The 21,058-nt window shown below is 67.6% G+C and carries 17 protein-coding genes; 11 read left to right on the top strand and 6 right to left on the bottom strand.

Annotation, left to right across the window (positions count from 1 at the left end; genetic code table 11):
- Nucleotides 1-34: 34 nt before the first annotated feature.
- From BM43_RS31300 to BM43_RS31315, 4 genes are all read left to right on the top strand, one after another.
- Nucleotides 35-700, top strand: a complete 666-nt coding sequence (locus BM43_RS31300) for a response regulator transcription factor (RefSeq protein ID WP_017918850.1) — start codon at nt 35-37, stop codon at nt 698-700.
- On the top strand, nt 687-2,105 hold the full coding sequence (locus tag BM43_RS31305) for a sensor histidine kinase (protein WP_036051865.1): 1,419 nt from the start codon (nt 687-689) through the stop codon (nt 2,103-2,105). The genes BM43_RS31300 and BM43_RS31305 overlap by 14 nt, the downstream gene beginning before the upstream one ends.
- Before the next feature lie 157 nt (nt 2,106-2,262).
- On the top strand, nt 2,263-2,649 hold the full coding sequence (locus tag BM43_RS31310; RefSeq protein WP_036051864.1) for an ester cyclase: 387 nt from the start codon (nt 2,263-2,265) through the stop codon (nt 2,647-2,649).
- Between the two features lie 386 nt (nt 2,650-3,035).
- The gene (locus BM43_RS31315) at nt 3,036-3,533 is read left to right on the top strand and encodes an ATP phosphoribosyltransferase regulatory subunit (protein WP_230676335.1); all 498 of its coding nucleotides are present in this window, start codon (nt 3,036-3,038) and stop codon (nt 3,531-3,533) included.
- A 106-nt stretch (nt 3,534-3,639) separates the two neighbouring features.
- Here BM43_RS31315 and BM43_RS31320 read toward each other — a convergent pair whose 3' ends face one another.
- Nucleotides 3,640-5,265 carry an acid phosphatase gene (locus tag BM43_RS31320; protein WP_036051862.1) on the bottom strand — a complete coding sequence of 542 codons (1,626 nt, stop codon included), beginning with the start codon at nt 5,263-5,265 and terminating at the stop codon, nt 3,640-3,642.
- Nucleotides 5,266-5,465: 200 nt separating this feature from the next.
- Here BM43_RS31320 and BM43_RS31325 point away from each other — a divergent pair, with 200 nt between their 5' ends.
- From BM43_RS31325 to BM43_RS31335, 3 genes are all read left to right on the top strand, one after another.
- Nucleotides 5,466-6,863 (top strand): cytochrome-c peroxidase, encoded by a 1,398-nt coding sequence (locus tag BM43_RS31325; RefSeq protein WP_036051861.1) that lies wholly within the window; start codon nt 5,466-5,468, stop codon nt 6,861-6,863.
- Between the two features lie 106 nt (nt 6,864-6,969).
- The gene (locus BM43_RS31330; RefSeq protein ID WP_029950839.1) at nt 6,970-7,350 is read left to right on the top strand and encodes a hypothetical protein; all 381 of its coding nucleotides are present in this window, start codon (nt 6,970-6,972) and stop codon (nt 7,348-7,350) included.
- Between the two features lie 5 nt (nt 7,351-7,355).
- Nucleotides 7,356-7,832: an NUDIX domain-containing protein gene (locus BM43_RS31335; protein ID WP_036051860.1), complete on the top strand. Its 477-nt coding sequence runs from the start codon at nt 7,356-7,358 to the stop codon at nt 7,830-7,832.
- 93 nt (nt 7,833-7,925) lie between these two features.
- Here BM43_RS31335 and BM43_RS31340 read toward each other — a convergent pair whose 3' ends face one another.
- A complete protein-coding gene (locus BM43_RS31340) occupies nt 7,926-9,632 on the bottom strand; it encodes a glutamine--tRNA ligase/YqeY domain fusion protein (RefSeq protein WP_036051859.1) in 1,707 nt (568 codons plus the stop codon).
- Nucleotides 9,633-9,856: 224 nt separating this feature from the next.
- On the opposite strand from BM43_RS31340, the gene BM43_RS31345 reads away from it, so the two are divergent.
- Nucleotides 9,857-10,066: an ornithine acetyltransferase gene (locus BM43_RS31345; RefSeq protein ID WP_025099792.1), complete on the top strand. Its 210-nt coding sequence runs from the start codon at nt 9,857-9,859 to the stop codon at nt 10,064-10,066.
- Nucleotides 10,067-10,435: 369 nt separating this feature from the next.
- Here the strand turns inward: BM43_RS31345 and BM43_RS31350 are convergent, their stop codons facing one another.
- On the bottom strand, nt 10,436-11,656 hold the full coding sequence (locus tag BM43_RS31350; protein ID WP_013697690.1) for a CaiB/BaiF CoA transferase family protein: 1,221 nt from the start codon (nt 11,654-11,656) through the stop codon (nt 10,436-10,438).
- 386 nt (nt 11,657-12,042) lie between these two features.
- On the opposite strand from BM43_RS31350, the gene alaS reads away from it, so the two are divergent.
- Nucleotides 12,043-14,667 (top strand): alanine--tRNA ligase, encoded by a 2,625-nt coding sequence (gene alaS, locus BM43_RS31355; RefSeq protein WP_036051858.1) that lies wholly within the window; start codon nt 12,043-12,045, stop codon nt 14,665-14,667.
- A gap of 96 nt (nt 14,668-14,763) precedes the next feature.
- Here the strand turns inward: alaS and BM43_RS31360 are convergent, their stop codons facing one another.
- Nucleotides 14,764-15,708 (bottom strand): LysR family transcriptional regulator, encoded by a 945-nt coding sequence (locus BM43_RS31360; RefSeq protein ID WP_036032282.1) that lies wholly within the window; start codon nt 15,706-15,708, stop codon nt 14,764-14,766.
- A 129-nt stretch (nt 15,709-15,837) separates the two neighbouring features.
- Here BM43_RS31360 and BM43_RS31365 point away from each other — a divergent pair, with 129 nt between their 5' ends.
- Entirely contained in the window at nt 15,838-17,256 is a 1,419-nt protein-coding gene (locus BM43_RS31365) for an aldehyde dehydrogenase family protein (protein WP_036051857.1), read from the top strand.
- A 100-nt stretch (nt 17,257-17,356) separates the two neighbouring features.
- Here the strand turns inward: BM43_RS31365 and BM43_RS31370 are convergent, their stop codons facing one another.
- Together BM43_RS31370 and BM43_RS31375 are read right to left on the bottom strand one after the other, a co-directional pair.
- Complete coding sequence (locus tag BM43_RS31370; protein WP_036051856.1) at nt 17,357-18,439, bottom strand: aldose epimerase family protein; 1,083 nt, start codon at nt 18,437-18,439, stop codon at nt 17,357-17,359.
- Entirely contained in the window at nt 18,436-19,659 is a 1,224-nt protein-coding gene (locus tag BM43_RS31375) for a XylR family transcriptional regulator (RefSeq protein ID WP_013697695.1), read from the bottom strand. The genes BM43_RS31370 and BM43_RS31375 overlap by 4 nt, the downstream gene beginning before the upstream one ends.
- A 344-nt stretch (nt 19,660-20,003) precedes the next feature.
- On the opposite strand from BM43_RS31375, the gene xylF reads away from it, so the two are divergent.
- On the top strand, nt 20,004-21,032 hold the full coding sequence (gene xylF, locus BM43_RS31380; protein ID WP_013697696.1) for a D-xylose ABC transporter substrate-binding protein: 1,029 nt from the start codon (nt 20,004-20,006) through the stop codon (nt 21,030-21,032).
- Nucleotides 21,033-21,058: the final 26 nt, after the last annotated feature.

The following is a 21,058-nucleotide window of genomic DNA, read 5'->3' on the forward strand; positions in this document are numbered from 1 at the left end:
ACCCGTAATTTCCCTAATCGGCAGGACTTCAACCATGCGCATTCTGGTCGTCGAGGACGACGCCGAGATCGGCGAGGCGATCGGCAGCCGTCTCACGCGGCTCGGCCACGCGGTCGATCTCGAGCGCGACGGCGCGGCCGCCTCCAGCTTGCTGGGCGTCGAATCGTTCGACCTGGTGGTGCTCGACGTGATGCTGCCGTCGATGGACGGCTTCGCGATCCTGCGCCGGCTGCGCGCCTCGGGCAGCACCACGCCGGTGCTGCTGGTCACCGCGCGCTCGGCGATCGACGATCGCGTCAGCGGGCTGGGATTGGGCGCCGACGACTACCTGGTCAAGCCGTTCGACTATCGCGAACTCGATGCGCGCGTGCAGGCGCTGCTACGCCGGAACAGCGGCCACGCCAGCGACGTGCTGCGCTTCGGCGCGCTCTCGATCGATCGCAGCAGCCGGCTCGCGGAGCTCGACGGCCAGCCCTTGCCGCTGTCGCGCCAGGAATTCGCGCTGCTCGAAATCCTCGCCAGCCGGCCGCAGCGCGTGTTCTCCAAGGACGAACTGCTGAACCAGTTGTTCAGCTTCGGCCGCGAGCCCTCCGCGAATGCGGTCGAACAATACGTGACGCGCGTGCGCAGGAAGCTGCAGGGCAGCGACGTCGAGATTCGCACGGCACGCGGAATGGGCTACCAGATTGCGACGCGCTGACTGGTTTCCGAAGACGCTGTTCGGCCGCACGCTGCTGTTCATCGCCTGCGTGGTGGTGTCGGGCGCGGCCGCGCTGTCGCTGATCACGCGTTATTACGCCGGCGTCGCGGCCGAGCGCGCCTATGATCAGTTGTTGTCCGGCGCGGCGATCCAGGTGGCCGAGAATCTCTACGTGCAGGGCGGCGTGCTCGCGCTCAATCCGCCGGTGGCCGCGCTGTCGACGCTGTCGCGCTACGACCTCGTCTACTACAAGGTGGTCGATTCGCGCGGCGTGGTGGTGGCGGGCTACAACGACCTGCCCGATGCGGCGAACGTCGCTGCCGCGCAGCGCGGCACCCGGTTCGCGACGGCGCGCTACCAGCAGCGGCCGGTGCGCATCGCCACCATCGCGCGCCACATGCCCGAGGAGCGCGTGCCCGGCTGGGCACTGGTGACGGTGGCGCAGACCACGCATGCGCGCGAGCAGTTGACCAACGATATGAGCATCAAGGTCTGGACGCTGATCGTGCTGATGACGGCGCTCGCGATCGGCGCCAGCGCGCTGGCGATTCGGCGCGGGCTCTCGCCGCTGGCGCAGATCGAGTCGATCATCGCGGCGCGCGATCCGGCCGACCTGCGGCCGGTGGTGATCGATACGCCGAGCGAGATCGCCGCGATCATCGGCGCGATCAACGGCCTGATGCGCCGGCTCGGCGAGCGCGTGGCCACCATGCAGCGCTTCATCGCGGACGCCGCGCACCAGATGCGCACGCCGCTGGCGCGGCTCGACGCGCAGATCGAGATGCTCAGCAACGAGTCCGACGCGGCGCGCCAGCGCGCGCGGCTCGAGACGCTGCGCGCGACCTGCTCCGACGTGGGGCGCCTGACGGGGCAGTTGCTCAATCACGCGATGGTGATTCATCGCACCGAGGTCGTGCCGTTGCAGCCGATCGACCTCGTGGCGCTGGCCAAGGAGGTGCTGGGCCGCACCATCCCGCTCGCCGACGAGCGCGACGTACAGGTGTCGCTCGATGCGCGGCTCGCCGACGCGACGATCGACGGCGATGCGATCAGCCTTCAGGAAGCGCTCTCGAACGTGCTGCACAATGCCTTGCATCACGGCATGGCGAACCAGATCGTCGTGACCATCGATGGCACGGCCGAGCAACTCATCCTGACCGTGACCGATAACGGCACAGGCATTCCACGCGAGCATTGGGACGCGGTGATGCGGCCGTTCGTGCGTCTCGACGGCAAGGGCGCCGAGCGACGCGACGGCTCGGGGCTGGGGCTGGCGATCGTGAAGGAGGTGATGGACGCGCACGGCGGGCAAGTGTCGTTCGCGGCGCCGGAAGCGGGTGGTTTTGCCGTGCTGCTGGCGTTCCCGCGTGGCGCGGCGGGGTATGGCCACCGGGAGTCGGTCTGATGGGATGGGTGCCGGCAGTGGGCTGATACCTCTGAGGTTCCACTCGCGCTTTCCGAGACAACGGACGTTCGACATGGGGCTGTTGTCGATCGATCCGACGACATAAGCCGTGGAGTAGAGCGTCTCTAATCAACCTATTCAGGAAGCACGGACGACGATGACTGAACTCTCTTTATCCGAAACCTACCGCGCCTACATCGCCTGCCTGAACCAGCAGGACTGGTCACGCCTGGGCATGTTCGTCGGCGATGAGGTGATCCACAACGACCAGCGCATCGGCTTGTCCGGCTATCGCGAGATGCTCGAGCGGGACTTCCGCGAGATCCCGGACCTGCACTTCGACATTGAACTGCTCGTATGCGAACCGCCTCGTATCGCCAGCCGCCTGCATTTCGACTGCTCGCCGATCGGTACCTTCCTCGGCTTGCCCGTGAACGGCAAGCGCGTCGCTTTCACAGAAAACGTCTTCTATGAATTCCACGACGGCAGGATCAGGCAGGTCTGGTCGATCATCGACAAGGCGGCGATCGAGCGGCAGTTATAGCGACCGATGCCGCTTCATTGTCGGAATTCGGAGCAGTTCACAGCCCGCCGCTCTTGTGTCAGTATTGCCGACATGGAACTTCGTAACGTACCCACTCGACTGCATCACCATCACGGCCGCCTTTCATCGCGCCGTGGTTCGTTACGTCCATGACACTGGAGCGGGATCCAAGCGGTCCCGCCCGGCTGATACGAAACCAAGGCGCCATCGGCGCCTTTTTTATTTTCATACGGAGAAAAACATGAGCATGCTTCGCGGCACCCGCTTCGTGGTCGGCAAGGACGCCACCCAGATCCGCAATCTCGAGACCCGTTTCCGGAGCTACCTTCATTGAGGCTGGCGCTGAAGAAGCGATCGTCCCGGCACTGTGGTCGCAGGATACTTTTATCGAAAAGGCCGGCGGTAGCGAGATCATCGAGCAGATGTGGGCGTTTCCCGACAAGAAAGGTCGTCCCTGTTGCCTGATCCCGGAAGCCACGGCCCTGTTCCAGGAGAGAAGCCGGGAATTGTTGGCCGGCCAGCCCGAGCGGCGCTTCTTCTATGTTGCGCGCTGTTACCGTTACGAACGACCGCAAGCCGGGCGCTACCGCGAATTCACCCAGCTCGGTTTCGAATGCCTGGGCACCGACCTCGAGCGCGCATCGACATGCAGCCAGGAAATGGCCATCGGCTTCCTGAATTCATTGGGGCTTCGCTACGAACTCGACCGGGCTGCGCGACGAGGTATCAGCTACTACCTGAACGGGCAGGGGTTCGAGATTCGCTGCCGGGAACTGGGGGCGCAGCAGCAGATCGCCGGCGGTGGGGCGTATCGAGAGGGTGCCGGGTTCGGCATTGGCATCGAACGACTGCTGCTCGCGCTGTCGGCCCAGCAATTGCTCTGACCCGGCCCGGCGTCGAATCCGGACAATCATGAAAAAAGGGCGGCCGAAGCCGCCCAATCACTCGAAACCCGCGACCAACGGGTCAATCGCCGCTTTACCTTGATGCTCAGTTGGTCGACAGCGTCAGCGTGTTCGTCAGGTCGCCCATCGCCGTGCCGCCGTTCTTCACCAGCGCGTCGTCGCGCTGCTTGATACCGTCGAGCTTCGGCAGGTTGTAGCGGCGCGTGATGAAGCGCAGGATCGACGCGGTGTCGTATTGCGTGTGGTCGACGAAACCCTTCTTCGCGTACGGCGAAATGACCAGTGCCGGAATCCGCGTGCCCGGGCCCCAGCGGTCGCCCTTCGGCGGCGCGACGTGATCCCAGAAGCCGCCGTTTTCGTCATAGGTGACGACCACCACCATGTTGTTCCACTGCGGGCTCTTCTGCAGGTGCGAGATGACATCCGCGATGTGGGCGTCGCCCGAGGCCACGTCGGTGTAGCCGGCATGCTCGTTCAGGTTGCCCTGCGGCTTGTAGAAGCTCACCGCCGGCAGCGTGCCTGCGTCGATCGCCTTGATGAACTCCGTGCCGTTGATGCCGCCGTCGAGCACGTGCGTGGCGCGTGCCGTGGTGCCCGGGGCCAGGTTCTTGAAGTAGTTGAACGGCTGGTGGTGGTACTGGAAGTTCGCCTTGGCGATCGTCGTGCCGTCGGCTGCGGCTGCCGGCGTGCCGCCTTGCGAGGCCGTCAGCGCCGCGCCGAACGCGCCGCTGTACCAGGCCCACGAGACGTTGGCGGCATTCAGCAGGTCGCCGATGTTGGTGGCGGTCTGCGGCGGCAGTGTGGTGGCCACGCTCGGGTCGGCCAGCAATGGGTCGCTGCTCGGCGCCTTGTTGCCGCTCGGCTGGTACGGCGGCTGCATGGTGTTGACGGCGAAGAAGTCCGGCGTCAGGTTGCCCGAGTTGACGAACTTCGGTGCGCCGTTGAGCGCCGAGGCCGGCGAGTTGGCGGTGTCGACCGTCAGCGAGACGCCGTCGGCGTTCACGGCCGAGATCGACTTGGACGCCGGGCTGGTGTTCGCGTTCGGATAGAACGGCGCGCAGGCACAGATCAGGTACTGGTGGTTCAGGAAGGAGCCGCCGAACGCACCCATGAAGAAGTTGTCGGCCAGCGTGTATTGCTGGGCGATCTTCCAGAGCGGCAGCTTCGACGAATCGGTGTTGTAGTGGCCCATCACCAGGCCGCCCGAATCCGCCCAGGCCGCGAACATGTTGTTCTTGCCGCCGTTGATCTGCATCTGGTTCTCGTAGAACCGGTGATACAGGTCGCGCGTCGTCACGTTCAGCGCGGTGTTGAAACCGTTCGGATCGTCGATCGCGAAAGGCTGGTTCGGCAGGTTCGCCGTCATCGCTTCGGTCACGGCCGGCGTCACGCCGGCGGCGGTCAGGCCGCCCCAGATCTTCGGCAGCGTGGCGAGCACAGTGCCGTCGCGGTCGAGCTGGATCGTATCGGAGGCCTTCAGGTCGGCCGTGCCGTTCGCACCGGGGAAGGCGCCATAGAGGTTGTCGAAGCTGCGGTTTTCCGCGTAGATCACGACGATGTTCTTCACCGACGACAGCGTCTGCGCGGCAGGCGGCGTGGTGTTGTTGTTGCTGCTGGACGGCGCGGTCGTGACGTCGCCGCCGCCGCAGCCCGCGAGGAAGGCTGCTGCTGCGAGCGCGATGGGCGTTACGCGGGTCAAAGTTTTCTTCATCTTGTCTCTCTAGTCGCACATGTACCGTAGGAACCGGCCGATCCCCCGTACAACGAATGACAGCCAGTCGATCGGATTATGTAAGCGACATTTGACAGCGAAATGTAGTGCAGCTTTCGTTTTACTATCGGCTCACAGTCACGGAATTGACATTTGACTGACATACGCTCGCGCCTTTCTTTCCTGCCTTTCGGATCGACATGCGCAGCGTGCACGAAGACCTCGCCCGGCCTTGGCCGGATCGCCACCCCTTCGCCGTCCGGGCGGTCGCGATCGTCTCGCTTGCGCTCGCCAGCCTGCTGAGCGCCTGCGATTCGCGCGCGCCGCAGGCCGCGGGCGATCAGGCCGCCGCGGCATCGGCCGCCTCGCAATCGACGGCGCAGGCCGGCGCGTCGCAAGCGGCCGGCAATGAGATCGTGGTCGCGAACCAGCCGCAGACGCGCGCGCAGGTCTATGCCGCTGTCAAGAAAATGACAGCACTGGGTAAGCAGATGTTTTTCGATCCGGCGCTCTCGGGTTCCGGAAAGCTTGCATGCGCTTCCTGCCACAGCCCCGACCATGCTTTCGGTTCGCCTAATGGCCTGTCGGTGCAACTGGGCGGCGACGATCTCCATCAGCAGGGTTTCCGCGCCGTGCCGACGCTGATGTATCTGCAGAAGGTGCCGCCGTTCACGCGGCACTTCCATGATTCCGACGAGGAGGGCGACGAGAGCGTCGATGCGGGTCCGACCGGCGGCCTGACCTGGGATGGCCGCGTCGATCGCGGCGAGCAGCAGGCACGCATTCCGCTGACCACGCGCTTCGAGATGAACAGCACGCCGGCCAAGGTGGCCAGCGCGGTGCGCGCCGCGTCCTATCTCGCGGATTTTCGCGCGACCTTCGGCGACAAGGTGCTGTCCGACGACATGGCCACCTTCAACGCGGTGCTGCAGGCGCTCGGCACCTACGAGCAGACGCCGGAAGTCTTCACGCCCTACACCAGCAAGTACGACGCCTTCCTCGACCACAAGGCCAGGCTGACGGCCGCCGAGATGCGCGGCCTCGAACTGTTCAACGACGAACGCAAGGGCAATTGCGCGAGCTGCCATATCAGCCAGCGTGCGCTCGACGGCTCGCCGCCGCAGTTCAGCGACTTCGGCCTGATCGCGCTGGGCGTGCCGCGCAATCGCGAGCTGGCGGTCAACAAGGATCCGAAGTTCCACGACCTGGGCGCCTGCGGGCCGGAGCGCCAGGACCTGAAGGGCGAGGACGAGTTCTGCGGCATCTTCCGCACGCCGACGCTGCGCAACGTGGTGCTGAAGAAGGCCTTCTTCCACAACGGCATCTATCACTCGCTCGATGAGGTGCTGCGTTTCTACGTGCAGCGCGATACCAACCCCGAGCGCTTCTATCCGGTGCGTCACGGCGTGGTGCAGAAGTACGACGATCTGCCGAAGCGCTACTGGGCCAACATCAATACCGATCCGCCCTTCGATCGCAAGAAGGGCGAGAAGCCGGCGCTCGACGAGGCGGAGATCCAGGATGTGATCGCCTTCCTGCACACGCTCACGGACGGCTACCGACCCGATGCGCAGCAGCAGAAGGTCGCGGCGCGCTGAGCCGGGGTGGGGCGGGAGGGCATGATATGCTCGCCGAAGGGATGTGCGTGCAGCAGGCGTTCCTGCGCATCCCGTCCGGCAATCCCATTCCAAGGAGAACAAGACGATGCGGGCATCTCTCCCGAACGTGGCACGCGCGCTGGCCGGCGCCGTGCTCGTCGCCACCGCGCTGGGCGCGCAGGCGCAGAGCAACCTGAACTTCCTGAGCGATACGCCGATGGCCTATTTCAGCAAGGCCGATCGCGCCTCGCTGACCAAGGCTGTCTACCAGGCCCGCGACGAGGGCAAGGACGGCGAAACCACCACCTGGAGCAACGACGGCCGCGGCACGCCGATCGAGGCGAAGCTCACCCCCACCACCGCCGAGCAGGATGGCCGTAGCTGCCGCGAGATCGCCGTCGAGATCAATGCCAAGGGCCAGTCGATGACGCTGCGTCCGCGCTACTGCAAGACGGCGGCGGGCAACTGGCAATTCCAGAAGCGTTGACGACGATGGCCGGCAGGCGGCCATCGCACGCCCCGCGCGTGTTGTCGTGCGGGGTCGTGCTGCTCGATCCACAAGGGCGGCTGTTGCTTGCGCACGCAACCGAGACGTCGCATTGGGACATCCCGAAGGGGCATCACGATGCCGGCGAATCGGAGCGCGAAGCCGCCCTTCGCGAGCTGTTCGAGGAAACCGGCATCGCGCTGGCGGCCGAGCGGCTGCTCGACCTGGGCCGCTTCCTCTACCGTCCCGACAAGGATCTCTACCTGTTCGCGGCGCGCCTGCGTGCCGACGAAACCGATCTCTCCCATTGCATCTGCACCTCGATGTTCCCGAGCCGTACCACCGGCGCGTCGATCCCCGAAATGGACGCGTTCCGCTGGGTCGAATTGGACGAGGTCAGGCAGTACGCGAGCCGCAGCCTGGCGAAGGTGTTCGCCACCACGCTGTCGCTGGCGGACCTGCATCGGGATTTGCCGGGCTGAGATTTCCGGCGATTCTCTTCGCTCCACCGAAGCAGGTGCAAAAAAATACCCGGCCGAAGCCGGGTATTTTTCATTCATCCACGCGCCGCACGCTTACTTCCCGCCCCAGCTATCGCGCAGCGGCACGATCCGGTTGAACACCGGCTTGCCCGGCTTCGAATCATGGCGATCGGCCACGAAGTAGCCATGACGCTCGAACTGGTAGCGCGCCTCGGGCGCCGCGCTTTCGGTACCCGGTTCCACATAGGCCTGCATGATCTTCTTCGAGTCGGGGTTCAGCGCCTCGAGGTAGTTGCGTCCGCCCGCATCGGGATGGGCTTCGCGGAACAGGCGGTCGTAGATCCGCACCTCGGCCGGCACGGCCGCGGCCGCGCTGAGCCAATGGATGGTGCCCTTGACCTTGTAGTTGTTCGCGCCTTCGGTGCCCGAGCGGCTGTCCGGGAAGTAGTTGCAATGCACGGCGGTGACGTGGCCTTGCTCGTCCTTGTCGAAGCCCGTGCACTCGATCACGTAGCCGTAGCGCAGCCGCACCTTGTTGCCCGGGAACAGGCGGAAATAACCCTTGGGCGGCACTTCCTGGAAGTCCTCGCGTTCGATCCACAGCTCGCGCGAGATCGGGAAGGTGCGCACGCCGCGTTCCGGATGATGCGGATGCACGGGTGCCGTGCAGTCCTCGGTCTGGCCTTCGGGGTAGTTGTCGATCACCAGCTTGAGCGGGTCGAGCACGGCCACGGTGCGCGGCGCCTTCTCGTCCAGGTCGTCGCGCAGCGCGCCTTCCAGCACGCCCATGTCGATCCAGGAATCGACCTTGGTCACGCCGATGCGCTCGCAGAACAGCAGCAGGCTCTCGGGCGTGAAGCCGCGGCGACGGATGCCGACGATGGTCGGCATGCGCGGATCGTCCCAGCCGTCCACGTGGTTCTCGGTCACCAGTTGCAGCAGCTTGCGCTTGCTGGTGATCGCGTAGGTCAGGTTCAGGCGCGAGAATTCGATCTGTTGCGGCAGCGGACGCGTGAACACGCCGGCCTCGGCCAGTTCGTTCAGCACCCAGTCGTACAGCGGGCGGTGATCCTCGAACTCGAGCGTGCACAGCGAATGCGTGATGCCTTCCAGCGCGTCCGAGATGCAGTGCGTGTAGTCGTACATCGGGTAGATGCACCACTTGTCGCCCGTGCGGTAATGATGGGCGTAGCGGATCCGGTAGATCACCGGGTCGCGCAGGTTGAAGTTCGGCGAGGCCATGTCGATCTTCGCGCGCAGCACATGGGCGCCTTCGGGGAATTCGCCGGCCTTCATGCGGCGCAGCAGGTCGAGGTTCTCCTCGACCGGGCGCTCGCGGAACGGCGAGTTCGTGCCGGGCTCGGTGGCCGAGCCGCGGTTGGCGCGCATTTCCTCGGCGCTCTGGCTGTCCACGTAGGCCTTGCCGCGCGTGATCAGCAGCTCGGCGTATTCGTAGAGCCTGTCGTAGTAGTCGCTGGCGAAGTACGTGTGATCGCGGCCGTCCTTCTGCCACTCGAAGCCGAGCCATTGCACGGCGTCGACGATCGAGTCCACGTACTCGACGCTTTCCTTTTCCGGGTTGGTGTCGTCGAAGCGCAGGTGGCAGACGCCGCCGTAGTCGCGCGCCACGCCGAAGTTCAGGCAGATGCTCTTCGCATGACCGATGTGCAGATAACCGTTCGGCTCCGGCGGGAAGCGCGTCTCGACGCGCCCGCCCCATTTGCCCGAGCGATTGTCGTCGTCGATGGTGTTGCGAATGAAATTGGATGCCGCGGGGGCGTCGTTGCGTTCGGTGCTCATGCGGGAACAGGAAGAAAGGTGGGCGCGCGCCGGTTGCGCCGCCTGAAACCGTCGATTCTACCTGAGCCGGGCGCCGGGTGAGGAGCGCCGGCCCGGTGCCCGGCCGCCTGTATCAGTCGTAACGGGAGGTAAAACGCGTTGGCGGGCGCCCGGCGGCTTCATAAGATTCGCTCACCCGGTTCCAAGCCGCATGAGCTGAGGAGGGATTCGATATGAACATTCAAATGAAAAAGACGCATTTCCTGGTTCGCACCACCGTGATCGCACTCGTCGTCGCCAGCCTCGGCGCCTGCACCATGACGCGCACCCAGCGCAACGCCGGCATCGGCGCGGCCGCCGGCGGCGCGCTCGGTTATCTCGTGACGGGCGGCCCGATCGGCACCGTGGCCGGCGCGGCCGCAGGCGGCATCGTCGGCGCGAACGTCCATCGTTGATCACGGGCCGGGCCTGGCGGGCGCCTGGGCGCCGCCGGCCCGGCGGATCGATCGCTTCGAGTGATTCCGGCCCGGTGCCCCGAGGGCGCCGGGTCGAATGCAAGGTTTCCAGGCCGCCGCCGCGCGTCGGTCGACGGCCGGGAAACCGTCCATGACGCCAGCAACGGCGGCATGAAGACCATCAGACGGCAAGGTCGAACAGCAGCAACAGGCATCAGGGAGAAACCGGCGGCGACGCCGGGTGATGACACATGACGTCGAGGGAGCGGCCGCTCGCGGTTCGTTCGCCATCGACGCAGCGCGCCGGGACATGCGAATGCATGTCCCGGCGTTTTTCATGGCTGCCTTGGCTGCGCCGCCACCGGCGCCTCAGACGGCTCCCTTGTCGCGCAGCGCCGCGATCGCGGCCTCGTCGTAGCCGAGCAGCTCGCGCAGCACCGCCTCGGTATGCTCGCCCAGCAGCGGCGGCGCGCTGCGCGCCTCGGGCGGCGTGGCGCTCATCTTCACGGGATTGCGCACCAGCTTGACCGGCGCGCCGCTCGGATGCGGCAGCTCCACCTGCAGGTCACGCGCCACCACCTGCTCGTTCTCGAACACCTCGGCCAGGTCGTTGATCGGCCCACAGGGCACGCCGGCCGCCTCCAGCGCGGCGATCCATTCCTGCTTGCCGCGCGTGCGCGTCATCTCGGCGAGGATCGGCACCAGGATTGGCCGATGCCGCACGCGCGCGGGATTGGTGGCGAAGCGCTCGTCGTCGGCCAGCTCGCCGCGCCCGCCGGCCTCCACGAACTTGCGGAACTGCCCGTCGTTGCCGACCGCCACGATGATCCAGCCGTCGCTGGTCTGGAAGGTCTGGTAGGGCACGATGTTGGGGTGCGCATTGCCCCAGCGCACCGGCGGCTGGCCGCTGGCCAGGTAGTTGGTGTTCATGTTGGCGAGCAGGGCCACCTGCACGTCGAGCAGGGCCATGTCGATGTGCTGGCCTTCGCCGGTGCGGTCGCGATGCGTCAGCGCGGCGAGGATCGCCACCGAGGAATAGAGGCCGGTGGCGAGGTCGGCGATCGCCACGCCGGCCTTCTGCGGGCCGCCGCCGGGCTCGCTGTCGCGCTCGCCGGTGATGCTCATGAAGCCGCCCAGGCCCTGGATGATGAAGTCGTAGCCGGCGCGGTGCGCATAGGGGCCGGTCTGGCCGAAGCCCGTCACCGAGCAGTAGATCAGGTCCGGCTTCAGCTCGCGCAGGCTGGCGTAGTCGAGGCCGTATTTCTTCAACTGGCCGGCCTTGTAGTTCTCGATCACCACGTCGCATTGCGCGGCCAGCTCGCGGATCACGCGCTGGCCTTCCGGGCTGGCGATGTCCACCGTCACCGAGCGCTTGTTGCGGTTCGCCGCCAGGTAGTAGGCGGCTTCGCGCGTGTCGCTGCCGTCCGCGGCGCGATGGTAGGGCGGCCCCCAGTGGCGCGTGTCGTCGCCCGCGCCGGGCCGCTCGATCTTGATCACGTCGGCGCCGAAGTCGGCGAGCGTCTGCGCGCACCACGGGCCGGCGAGCACGCGGCTCAGGTCGAGAACGCGGATATGACTCAATGCTCCCATCTGCTGTCTGTCTCCCTCGGAACTGGCAGGGCCCGGGCCTCGGCGCCCGGGCGGCGATCGCTGCATCTTAAAGCGATTCCCGCCCCGGCGGCGTGAAAGCGGGGCCAGGCGAGGGCGCGGCGCCGCTCTGGGCCGCCGCGCGCCGGCAAACGGGGCGCGGCGCCCGCCCCGTCGCGAGGCGCCCGCGGGCCGGCGCCATCCCGGGCCGTGCGCCCGCGCGGGGCCCGCGCGACGCCGTTCCGCCCCCGCCGGCGCGGGCCTGCCGCCCCCGGGTCGCGATCCCGTATAATCGATCGTTTCAGAAACCAGCCGCCGTGCGCCCGATCCCCCCGGCGCACGGCGCCGATAGCCACAGAGCCAGTCTGGCAGGACCGTTCCCGCACGCTATGAAAGCCGCCGAAATCCGCGAGAAATTCCTCAAGTTCTTCGAATCGAAGGGTCATACGATCGTCCGTTCGTCGAGCCTCGTCCCGGGCAACGACCCGACCCTGCTGTTCACCAATTCGGGCATGGTGCAGTTCAAGGACGTGTTCCTCGGCACCGAATCGCGCCCGTACTCGCGCGCGACCACCTCGCAGCGCAGCGTGCGCGCGGGCGGCAAGCACAACGATCTCGAGAACGTCGGCTACACCGCGCGCCATCACACCTTCTTCGAGATGCTGGGCAACTTCTCGTTCGGCGACTACTTCAAGAAGGACGCGATCCACTACAGCTGGGAATTGCTGACGAGCGTCTACGGCCTGCCCAAGGAAAAGCTGTGGGTCACCGTCTACCACGACGATGACGAGGCCTACGACATCTGGGCCAAGGAAGTGGGCGTGCCGACCGAGCGCATCATCCGCATCGGCGACAACAAGGGCGCGCGCTACGCCTCGGACAACTTCTGGCAGATGGGCGACACCGGCCCCTGCGGCCCCTGCTCGGAAATCTTCTACGACCACGGCCCGGACGTCTGGGGCGGCCCGCCGGGATCCCCCGAGGAAGACGGCGACCGCTACATCGAGATCTGGAATCTCGTGTTCATGCAGTTCAACCGCGACGCGCAAGGCAACATGACGCGTCTGCCGAAGCCGTCGATCGACACCGGCATGGGCCTGGAGCGGATCGCGGCGGTGCTGCAGCACGTGCACAGCAACTACGAAATCGACCTGTTCCAGAACCTGATCAAGGCCGCCGCGCGCGAGACGGGCGTGGCCGACCTGACGAACAACTCGCTGAAGGTGATCGCCGATCACATCCGCGCCTGCTCGTTCCTGATCGTCGACGGCGTGATCCCGGGCAACGAGGGCCGCGGCTACGTGCTGCGCCGCATCGTGCGCCGCGCAATCCGCCACGGCTACAAGCTGGGCCGCAAGGGTGCCTTCTTCCACAAGCTGGTGGCCGACCTGGTGGCCGAGATGGGCGGCGCCTATCCGGAACTGAAGGAAGCCGAAGGCCGCGTGACCGATGTGCTGCGCCAGGAAGAGGAGCGCTTCCTCGAGACCATCGAGCACGGCATGACGATCCTCGACGCGGCGCTGGCCGAGCTCGACGCCAAGGGCGCCAAGCAGCTCGACGGCGAACTGGCGTTCAAGCTGCACGACACGTATGGTTTCCCGCTGGACCTGACGGCCGACGTCTGCCGCGAGCGCGGCATGACGGTCGACGAGCCGGCCTTCGACGACGCCATGGCGCGCCAGCGCGAGCAGGCGCGCGCGGCCGGCAAGTTCAAGGCCACCCAGGGCCTCGAATACTCGGGCGCCAAGACCACCTTCCACGGCTACGAGGACATCGCCTTCGACGACGCGAAGATCGTCGCGCTCTACGTGGGCGGCACGGCCGTCCAGCAGGCGCAGGCCGGCGAGCAGGCGGTGGTGGTGCTGGACCACACGCCGTTCTACGCCGAATCGGGCGGCCAGGTCGGCGACCAGGGCGTGCTGGCCAACGCGGCCACGCGTTTCGCGGTCGAGGACACGCTGAAGGTGCAGGCCGATGTGATCGGCCATCACGGCACGGTCGAGCAGGGCACGCTGAAGGTGGGCGACACGCTGCGCGCCGAGATCGACGCCGCGCGCCGCGCCCGCACCGAGCGCAACCACTCGGTCACCCACCTGATGCACAAGGCGCTGCGCGAGGTGCTGGGCAGCCACGTGCAGCAGAAGGGCTCGCTGGTCGACGCCGACAAGACGCGTTTCGACTTCGCGCACAACGCGCCGATGAGCGACGACGAGATCCGCCGTGTCGAGGCGATCGTCAACGCCGAGATCCTCGCCAACTCCCCGGGCATCGTCAGCAACATGTCCTACGACGACGCGGTGAAGGGCGGCGCGATGGCGCTGTTCGGCGAGAAGTACGGTGATGAAGTGCGCGTGCTCGACCTGGGCTTCTCGCGCGAACTCTGCGGCGGCACCCACGTGCGCCGCACCGGCGACATCGGCTTCTTCAAGATCGTGATGGAAGGCGGCGTGGCCGCCGGCATCCGCCGCGTCGAGGCGATCACCGGCGACAACGCCCTGCGCTACGTGCAGGAGCTCGACGCGCGCCTGAACACGGCCGCCTCGATGCTCAAGGCGCAGCCGGCGGAACTGACCCAGCGCATCGGTCAGGTGCAGGACCAGGTCAAGTCGCTCGAGAAGGAGCTGGCCGCGCTGAAGTCGAAGCTGGCCTCCAGCCAGGGCGACGAGCTTGCGCAGCAGGCCGTCGACGTCAAGGGCGTGCAGGTGCTGGCCGCCACGCTGGACGGCGCCGATTCGAAGACGCTGCGCGAAACCGTCGACAAGCTCAAGGACAAGCTCAAGCACGCGGCCGTGGTGCTGGCCGCGGTGGAAGGCGGCAAGGTCAGCCTGATCGCCGGCGTGACGGCCGAGGCGAGCAAGCAGGTCAAGGCCGGCGAACTCGTCAACTTCGTGGCCCAGCAGGTGGGCGGCAAGGGCGGCGGCCGGCCGGACATGGCCCAGGCCGGCGGCACCGAGCCGGCGAACCTGCCGGCCGCGCTGGCGGGCGTGCAGGCCTGGGTGGCCTCGAAGCTCTGAGCTTCAGCTTGGGCGCGGCCGGTTTCGGCGGCTGAAGCCTGAACGACAAAGCCGCGAACCGTGAGGTTCGCGGCTTTTTTCATGGGCGCGCGATATTCAACCCGCCTCCCAAGGCGCGGCCGTCCAATTCTCCGAAAACACCGGCAGCCCGTTCGCGCGCCGTTCCTGCACCAGCTCGATCAGGGCCCTCAAGCGCACCGGCACGAAGCGCCGCCCCGGGTAATACAGCCGCAAGCCGCCGAACGGCTGGCACCAGTCGTCCAGCACCGGCACCAGCGCGCCGCGCGCGAGATCCTCGCTGACGAACCAGTCGCTCAGGAAGCCCAGTCCGAGCCCGGCCAGGGTGGCCTGACGGATCGCGCGCGAGTCGCTGAACACCAGCCGCATCGGCAGGTTGGCGACGAACTTCTGGCCCGCGCGCTCCAGCTCCCAGTGATAGATGCCGCGCCCCAGCCGCATGCTGATCAACTGGTGGTCGACCAGCTCGGCCGGCTCGCGCGGCGTGCCGTGGCGCGCCAGGTAGCCGGGCGCGGCGACCACCCGCATGCGGATCTCGTCGGTCAGCGGCACCGCGATCATGTCCTGCGGCACCGATTCGGCCAGCCGGATTCCCGCGTCGAAGCCGTCGGCGACGATATCGATCAGCCGCAGGTCGCTGACCACGTCGACGCGCACCTGCGGATAACGGCGCAGATACTCGGCCAGCAGCGGCTGCACCAGCATGGTGGCGGTTTCGGGCGGGGCGTTCAGGCGCAGCGTGCCGCTCGGCACGTCGGGCCCGGTGCCGGCTTCCTCGTCGGCGCGGCGGATCTCGGCCAGCGCCGGCGCGACGCGCTCCACGTAGCGCTGGCCGGCATCGGTCAGCGCCACGCTGCGCGTCGAGCGGTTGAACAGGCGCACCTTCAGGCGCGCCTCGAGCCCGGCCACCGCCGCGCTGACGGCCGTGGTCGACATCCCCAGCTCGCGCGAGGCGGCGCGGAAGCTGGCGAGGCGGGCCACGGCCAGCACCACCTCGAGTTCGGTCAGGCCGGTGCGATGCATCGATCGTCCTTTTTTTCGGGATAACCCATGCATGATAGGACGGCTTATCGGAATAGTCCCGAATCCCTACACTCGACTCCATGCAAGACGACGCCGTCCTGGCGGCGTCCAACCAGACGGAGAAGGCAGATGCAAAGGATCGAGCACAGCTACATCAATGGCGAATTCGTGGTGCCCCATGGCGAGGAATGGTTCGACCTGGTCGACCCGAGCAGCGGGCAGGTGAATGGGCAACTGCGCCTTGGCGACGAGGAGGACGCGCGCCGCGCGATCGCCGCGGCCGCCGCGGCCTTCCCGGCCTGGTCGCGCACCACGCGGCAGGAGCGGCTGGCCGCGCTGCGTCGCATCCACACGCAACTGGTGGCGCGCGAGGACGAACTGCTGGAGGCGGTGGTCGGCGAATACGGCGCGCCCTCGTCGCGGGCGCGCTGGATGGCCCGGTACCCGGCGCAGACGGTCCAGCAGGCGATCGAGACGCTGGAGGCCTATCCGTTCGAGGAGCAGGCCGGCGCGGCACGCGTGGTGATGACGCCGGTGGGCGTGGCCGCGCTGATCACGCCCTGGAACAGCAATGCCGGTTTCATCTGCAACAAGCTCGCCACCGCGCTGGCAGCCGGCTGCACGGCGGTGATCAAGCCCAGCGAGATGAGCGGCTGGCAAACCCGCGTGGTGATCGAGGCGCTGCACGCGGCCGAGCTGCCGGCGGGCGTGTTCAACATCGTCAACGGTCGCGGCGAGGTGGTCGGCGAGACCTTCGCGCGCGATCCGCGCGTCGCCAAGATCTCCTTCACGGGTTCGTCGGCGGTCGGCCAGCACTTGGTGGAGGCCGGCGCGGAAGGCATGAAGCGCGTCACGCTGGAGCTGGGCGGCAAGTCGCCCACCATCGTGCTCGACGATGCCGATTTCGCCGAGGTGATGCCGCTGGTGCTGCAGGCCGGCTTCATGAACAGCGGCCAGGCCTGCGTGGCCGGCACGCGGATCCTGGTGCCGCGCGCGCGGCTCGCCGAGTTCGAGCAACTGGCCGCGGCGGCCGTGGCGGGCATCAAGTCAGGCAACCCGCACGAGGCCGATACCGAGATTGGGCCGATGGTGAGCCGCAAGCAATGGGAGCGCGTGCAGGGCTACATCAGGCTCGGCGGCCAGGAGGGCGCGCGCCTGCTGGCGGGCGGCGAGGGTCGCCCCGACGGGCTGGAGGCGGGCTGGTACGTGAAGCCGACGCTGTTCTCGGGCGTGAACAACGCGATGCGCATCGCGCGCGAGGAGATCTTCGGGCCGGTGCTGTCGATCCTCGCCTACGAGGACGAGGAGGACGCGATCGCGATCGCCAACGACACGCGCTACGGCCTGAGCGCGCTGGTGCTCGGCAAGGATCGCGAGCGCTGCGAGCGGGTGGCGCTGCGCATCGACTCGGGCCGGGTGCTGGTCAACACGCTGAACCACGAGCCGCGCGCGCCGTTCGGCGGCTTCAAGCATTCGGGGCTCGGCCGCGAAATGGGCAAGTGGGGGATCGCCGCCTACCTGGAGCCGAAGACGCTGCTGGTGGGATGAGCTCGAGGCTGAAGCTCGCGGCCGGCCGATCCGGCCGCGAATAGCGGGAACGACCGACGTGGAAACGGCGGCGGGGCATCGAGTCCCGTCGCCGTTTTTGTCATGGCGCGATCGTCACGCGATAGCGCGTGTCCTGCCGATAGACCTGGCCGGGGCGCAGCACCACGGCCTCGGCCCGCGGCGAGTTGATCTGGTTCGGGAACGCGCTGGCTTCCAGGCACAGCGCGCCGTGCCGCGCGAACGCGCCCGACAGCCCGTTGCCGGTGTAGAGCTGCAAACCCGGCTGGTCGGTCAGCACGCTCAGCTCGCGGCCGCTGCCGGGTTCGTAGACGCGCGCCACCTCGCGCACGCGCGGCGCGCCCTGCTCGTCGGTCTCGGCGGGGCGCAGCACGAAGCAGTGATCGAAGCCGCCCGCCAGCGCGAGCTGCGCATGCGGCCAGCCGAGCCGCGCGCCGAGCGGCGCGGCGTGGCGGAAATCGAAGGCGGTGCCGGCCACGCCGGCCTCGCGCTGCGGGATCAGGCGCGCATCGACCTCCAGGTAGCGATCGGCGTCGATGCTCAGCACATGCCCGCCGATATCGCCGTGCGGCCGCCCGCTCAGGTTGAAATAGGGATGGCTGGTCAGGTAGAGCGGGGTGGCTGCGTCGGCGCGCGCCTCGTAGCCGATCGACAGCGTGCCGTGGTCGTCGAGCGCGTAGCGCACGCACACCTCCAGGTTGCCGGGAAAGCCGCCTTCGCCTTCCGGCGAGGCGAGCCGCATCAGCAGCGCATCCTCGCGCGGCTCGGCTTCCCACAAGGCCCGATGAAAGCCGCTGAACCCGCCGTGCAGGCACTGCGCGCCGTCGTTGCGGTCGAGCGGGTAGTCAATGCCGTCGAGCGAGAAGCGCGCCTCGGCGATGCGGTTCGCGCAGCGCCCCACCAGCGCGCCGAAATAGGCGTTCGAGGCCAGGTACTCGGCCGGCGTGTCGTGCCTGAGCAGGATCTCGCCGAGCCGGCCGGCGCGGTCGGGCGCCTGCCAGGACACCAAGGTGGCGCCCAGCTCGCTGATCGCCACGCGCATGCCGTGCGCGTTGCGCAGCGTAAACAGGCGCACCGCGTCGCCGCCGGGCAGCCGGCCCCAGGGGCGTTCCGTCAGGCCACGCGCATCCGGCGCATAGGCTCGTTGCGATTCGATCGCGCTCAAGCATGACCTCCCGTCATGGTGCGTTCCTGGTATTCGCGCGGCGTGCAGTCGAGTTCGCGACGAAACACGGCGTACATGTATTGCGGCGAGGTGAAGCCGCAGCGCACCGCCACCTCGGCGGTGGCCAGCTCGCGCGTGGCCAGCAGTTGCTTGGCCGCGTCGAGCTTGTGGCGCAGGATCTCCTGGTGCACGGTGCAGCGCAGCTCGCGGCGGAAATGCTCCTCCAGCGAGGAGCGCGACACGCCCACATAGTCGGCCACCTGCTCGGTGCGGATGCCCTGGCAGGCGTACTGGCGGATGAAATGGCGCGCGCGCATCACGTAGGGGCTGGCCAGCGGCTGGTGGCGCGTCGAGGCCAGCACGTTGATGCCGACCGGCGGCACCAGGATCTGCCGGCCGCCGAAGCGCGCGCCGCCGAGCATCTGGTGCAGCAGGTGGGCGGCGGTGCGGCCCATCTCCACCGTGCCCTGGATCACCGAGGACAGCGGGATGCGGCTGAGCGTGCGCGTGAGCGGATCGTTGTCGATGCCGATGATGGCGATCTCCTCGGGCACCGCCAGCCCGGCCGCCACGCAGGCCTGCAGCAGGTGCCGCGCGCGCGCGTCGGTCACCGCGATCACGCCGACCGGCTTGGGCAGCGCGCGCAGCCAGTCGGTCAACTGGCGCGTGGCGTGATGCCAGGTCGGCGCGCTGGTCGACAGGCCGCGATAGATCTCGGCCTCGATCGGCACGTCGGGCACGTCGTGGCGGCGCAGCCGCGTGTAGACCAGCTCGCGCTGCTGGGCCCAGCGGTTTTCGTCGGCGGGCGGCAGGCTGTACATCGCGAAATGCTCCAGCCCGGCCTCGATCAGGTGCGTGTAGGCCAGCGCCACCAGCTGGCCGTTGTCGGTCGCCACGTAGGGCAGGCTGGGCGGGTAGTGCGCCGCGTCCTCGTAGGACGAGCCCACCGCCACCACCGGCAGGCGGCAGCCGCGCAAAGCCGCGTCCACCGCCGGGTCGTCGAAGTCGGCGATGATGCCGTCGCCGTCGAAGCGCTCGATGCCCTGCACGCGGCAGCGGAAATCGTCCTCGAGGAACAGGTCCCAGCTCACCCGCGTGGAGCGCATGTAGTCGCCGATCCCGGTGATCAGCTCGCGGTCGTACACCTTGTTCGCATTGAACAGCAGCGCGATGCGATGCGCGCGCGCCGGTTGCGGCGAATCGGACGAAGCACGTTGCATGGTCGGTTCGTGTCTCGCGAGGCGTCGTTATGCATCTGGCCGCGGACCTGGGCACGGGTCGCGCGACGCGGCGGGCGCCTCTTGCCCGCGGCCCGCTCATTCTAGTGGCAAGCGGCGGCGCCGGCTGGGCCTTCTCGCGCGGCCCGGCAAGAAATGTTAGGGCGCTTGGGCAATTTCGTAATTGCCGCTGCGCCGCGCCCGCATGCACCATGCCGCTTGTCCTCGGGTCGGGCCGGCCCCGCCGGAGCGCAGCCCGCCCCGCGCGGGCGCTTCGTGCGCCGCAGCATCGAGCGACGCCAGGCGTGAAGACGCCCTACAAGAACCAGACCGAAATGGAGACAGACATGCCCCTGAATCGCCGTCGTTCCGTTCTCGCTTCACTCGTTTCCGGCGCCGTGCTGGCCGGCCTGACGCTGATGGCGCCGCTGGCGCACGCCAGCAAGGATCACCCCGAAATCGGCTTCTGCATCGACGACCTGCGCGTCGAGCGCTGGTCGCGCGATCGCGACTACTTCGTGGCGGCCGCCGAGAAGCTCGGCGCGAAGGTATCGGTGCAGTCGGCCGACGCCAGCGAGGAGCGCCAGATCTCGCAGATCGAGAACCTGATCTCGCGCGGCGTGGACGTGATCGTGATCGTGCCGTTCAATTCGAAGGCGCTGACCAACGTGGTGGCCGAGGCGAAGAAGGCCGGCATCAAGGTGGTGTCCTACGACCGCCTGATCCTCGACGCGGACGTGGACGCCTACATCTCCTTCGATAACGAAAAGGTCGGCGAGCTGCAGGCGCAGGGCGTCCTCAAGGTCAAGCCGAAGGGCCGCTACTTCCTGCTCGGCGGCGCGCCCACCGACAACAACGCGAAGATGCTGCGCCAGGGGCAGATGACGGTGCTCAAGCCCGCCATCGACCGCGGCGACGTCCAGGTGGTGGGCCAGCAATGGGTGCCGGAATGGAGCGCCTCGACCGCGCTCGGCATCATGGAGAACGCGCTGACCGCCAACAACAACCGCATCGACGCGGTGGTGGCCTCCAACGACGGCACCGCCGGCGGCGCGATCCAGGCGCTGGCCGCCCAGCACCTGGCCGGCAAGGTGCCGGTCTCGGGCCAGGATGCCGACCTGGCCGCCGTCAAGCGCCTGGTGGCCGGCACCCAGACCATGACCGTCTACAAGCCGCTCAAGCTGATCGCGAGCGAGGCCGCCAAGCTGGCGGTGACGCTGGCCCAGGGCGGCAAGCCGGCCTACAACGCCCAGTACGACAACGGCCGCAAGAAGGTCGACACGGTGCTGCTGCAGCCCACCTTGCTGACGAAGGACAACGTCGACGTGGTGGTCAAGGACGGCTTCTACACCCAGGCGCAGATCGGCGCGCAGTAAGCGCCAGGCAACCAGACCGAAGAGGA

The sequence above is a fragment of the Burkholderia gladioli genome, from assembly GCF_000959725.1.
GTDB lineage: Bacteria > Pseudomonadota > Gammaproteobacteria > Burkholderiales > Burkholderiaceae > Burkholderia > Burkholderia gladioli.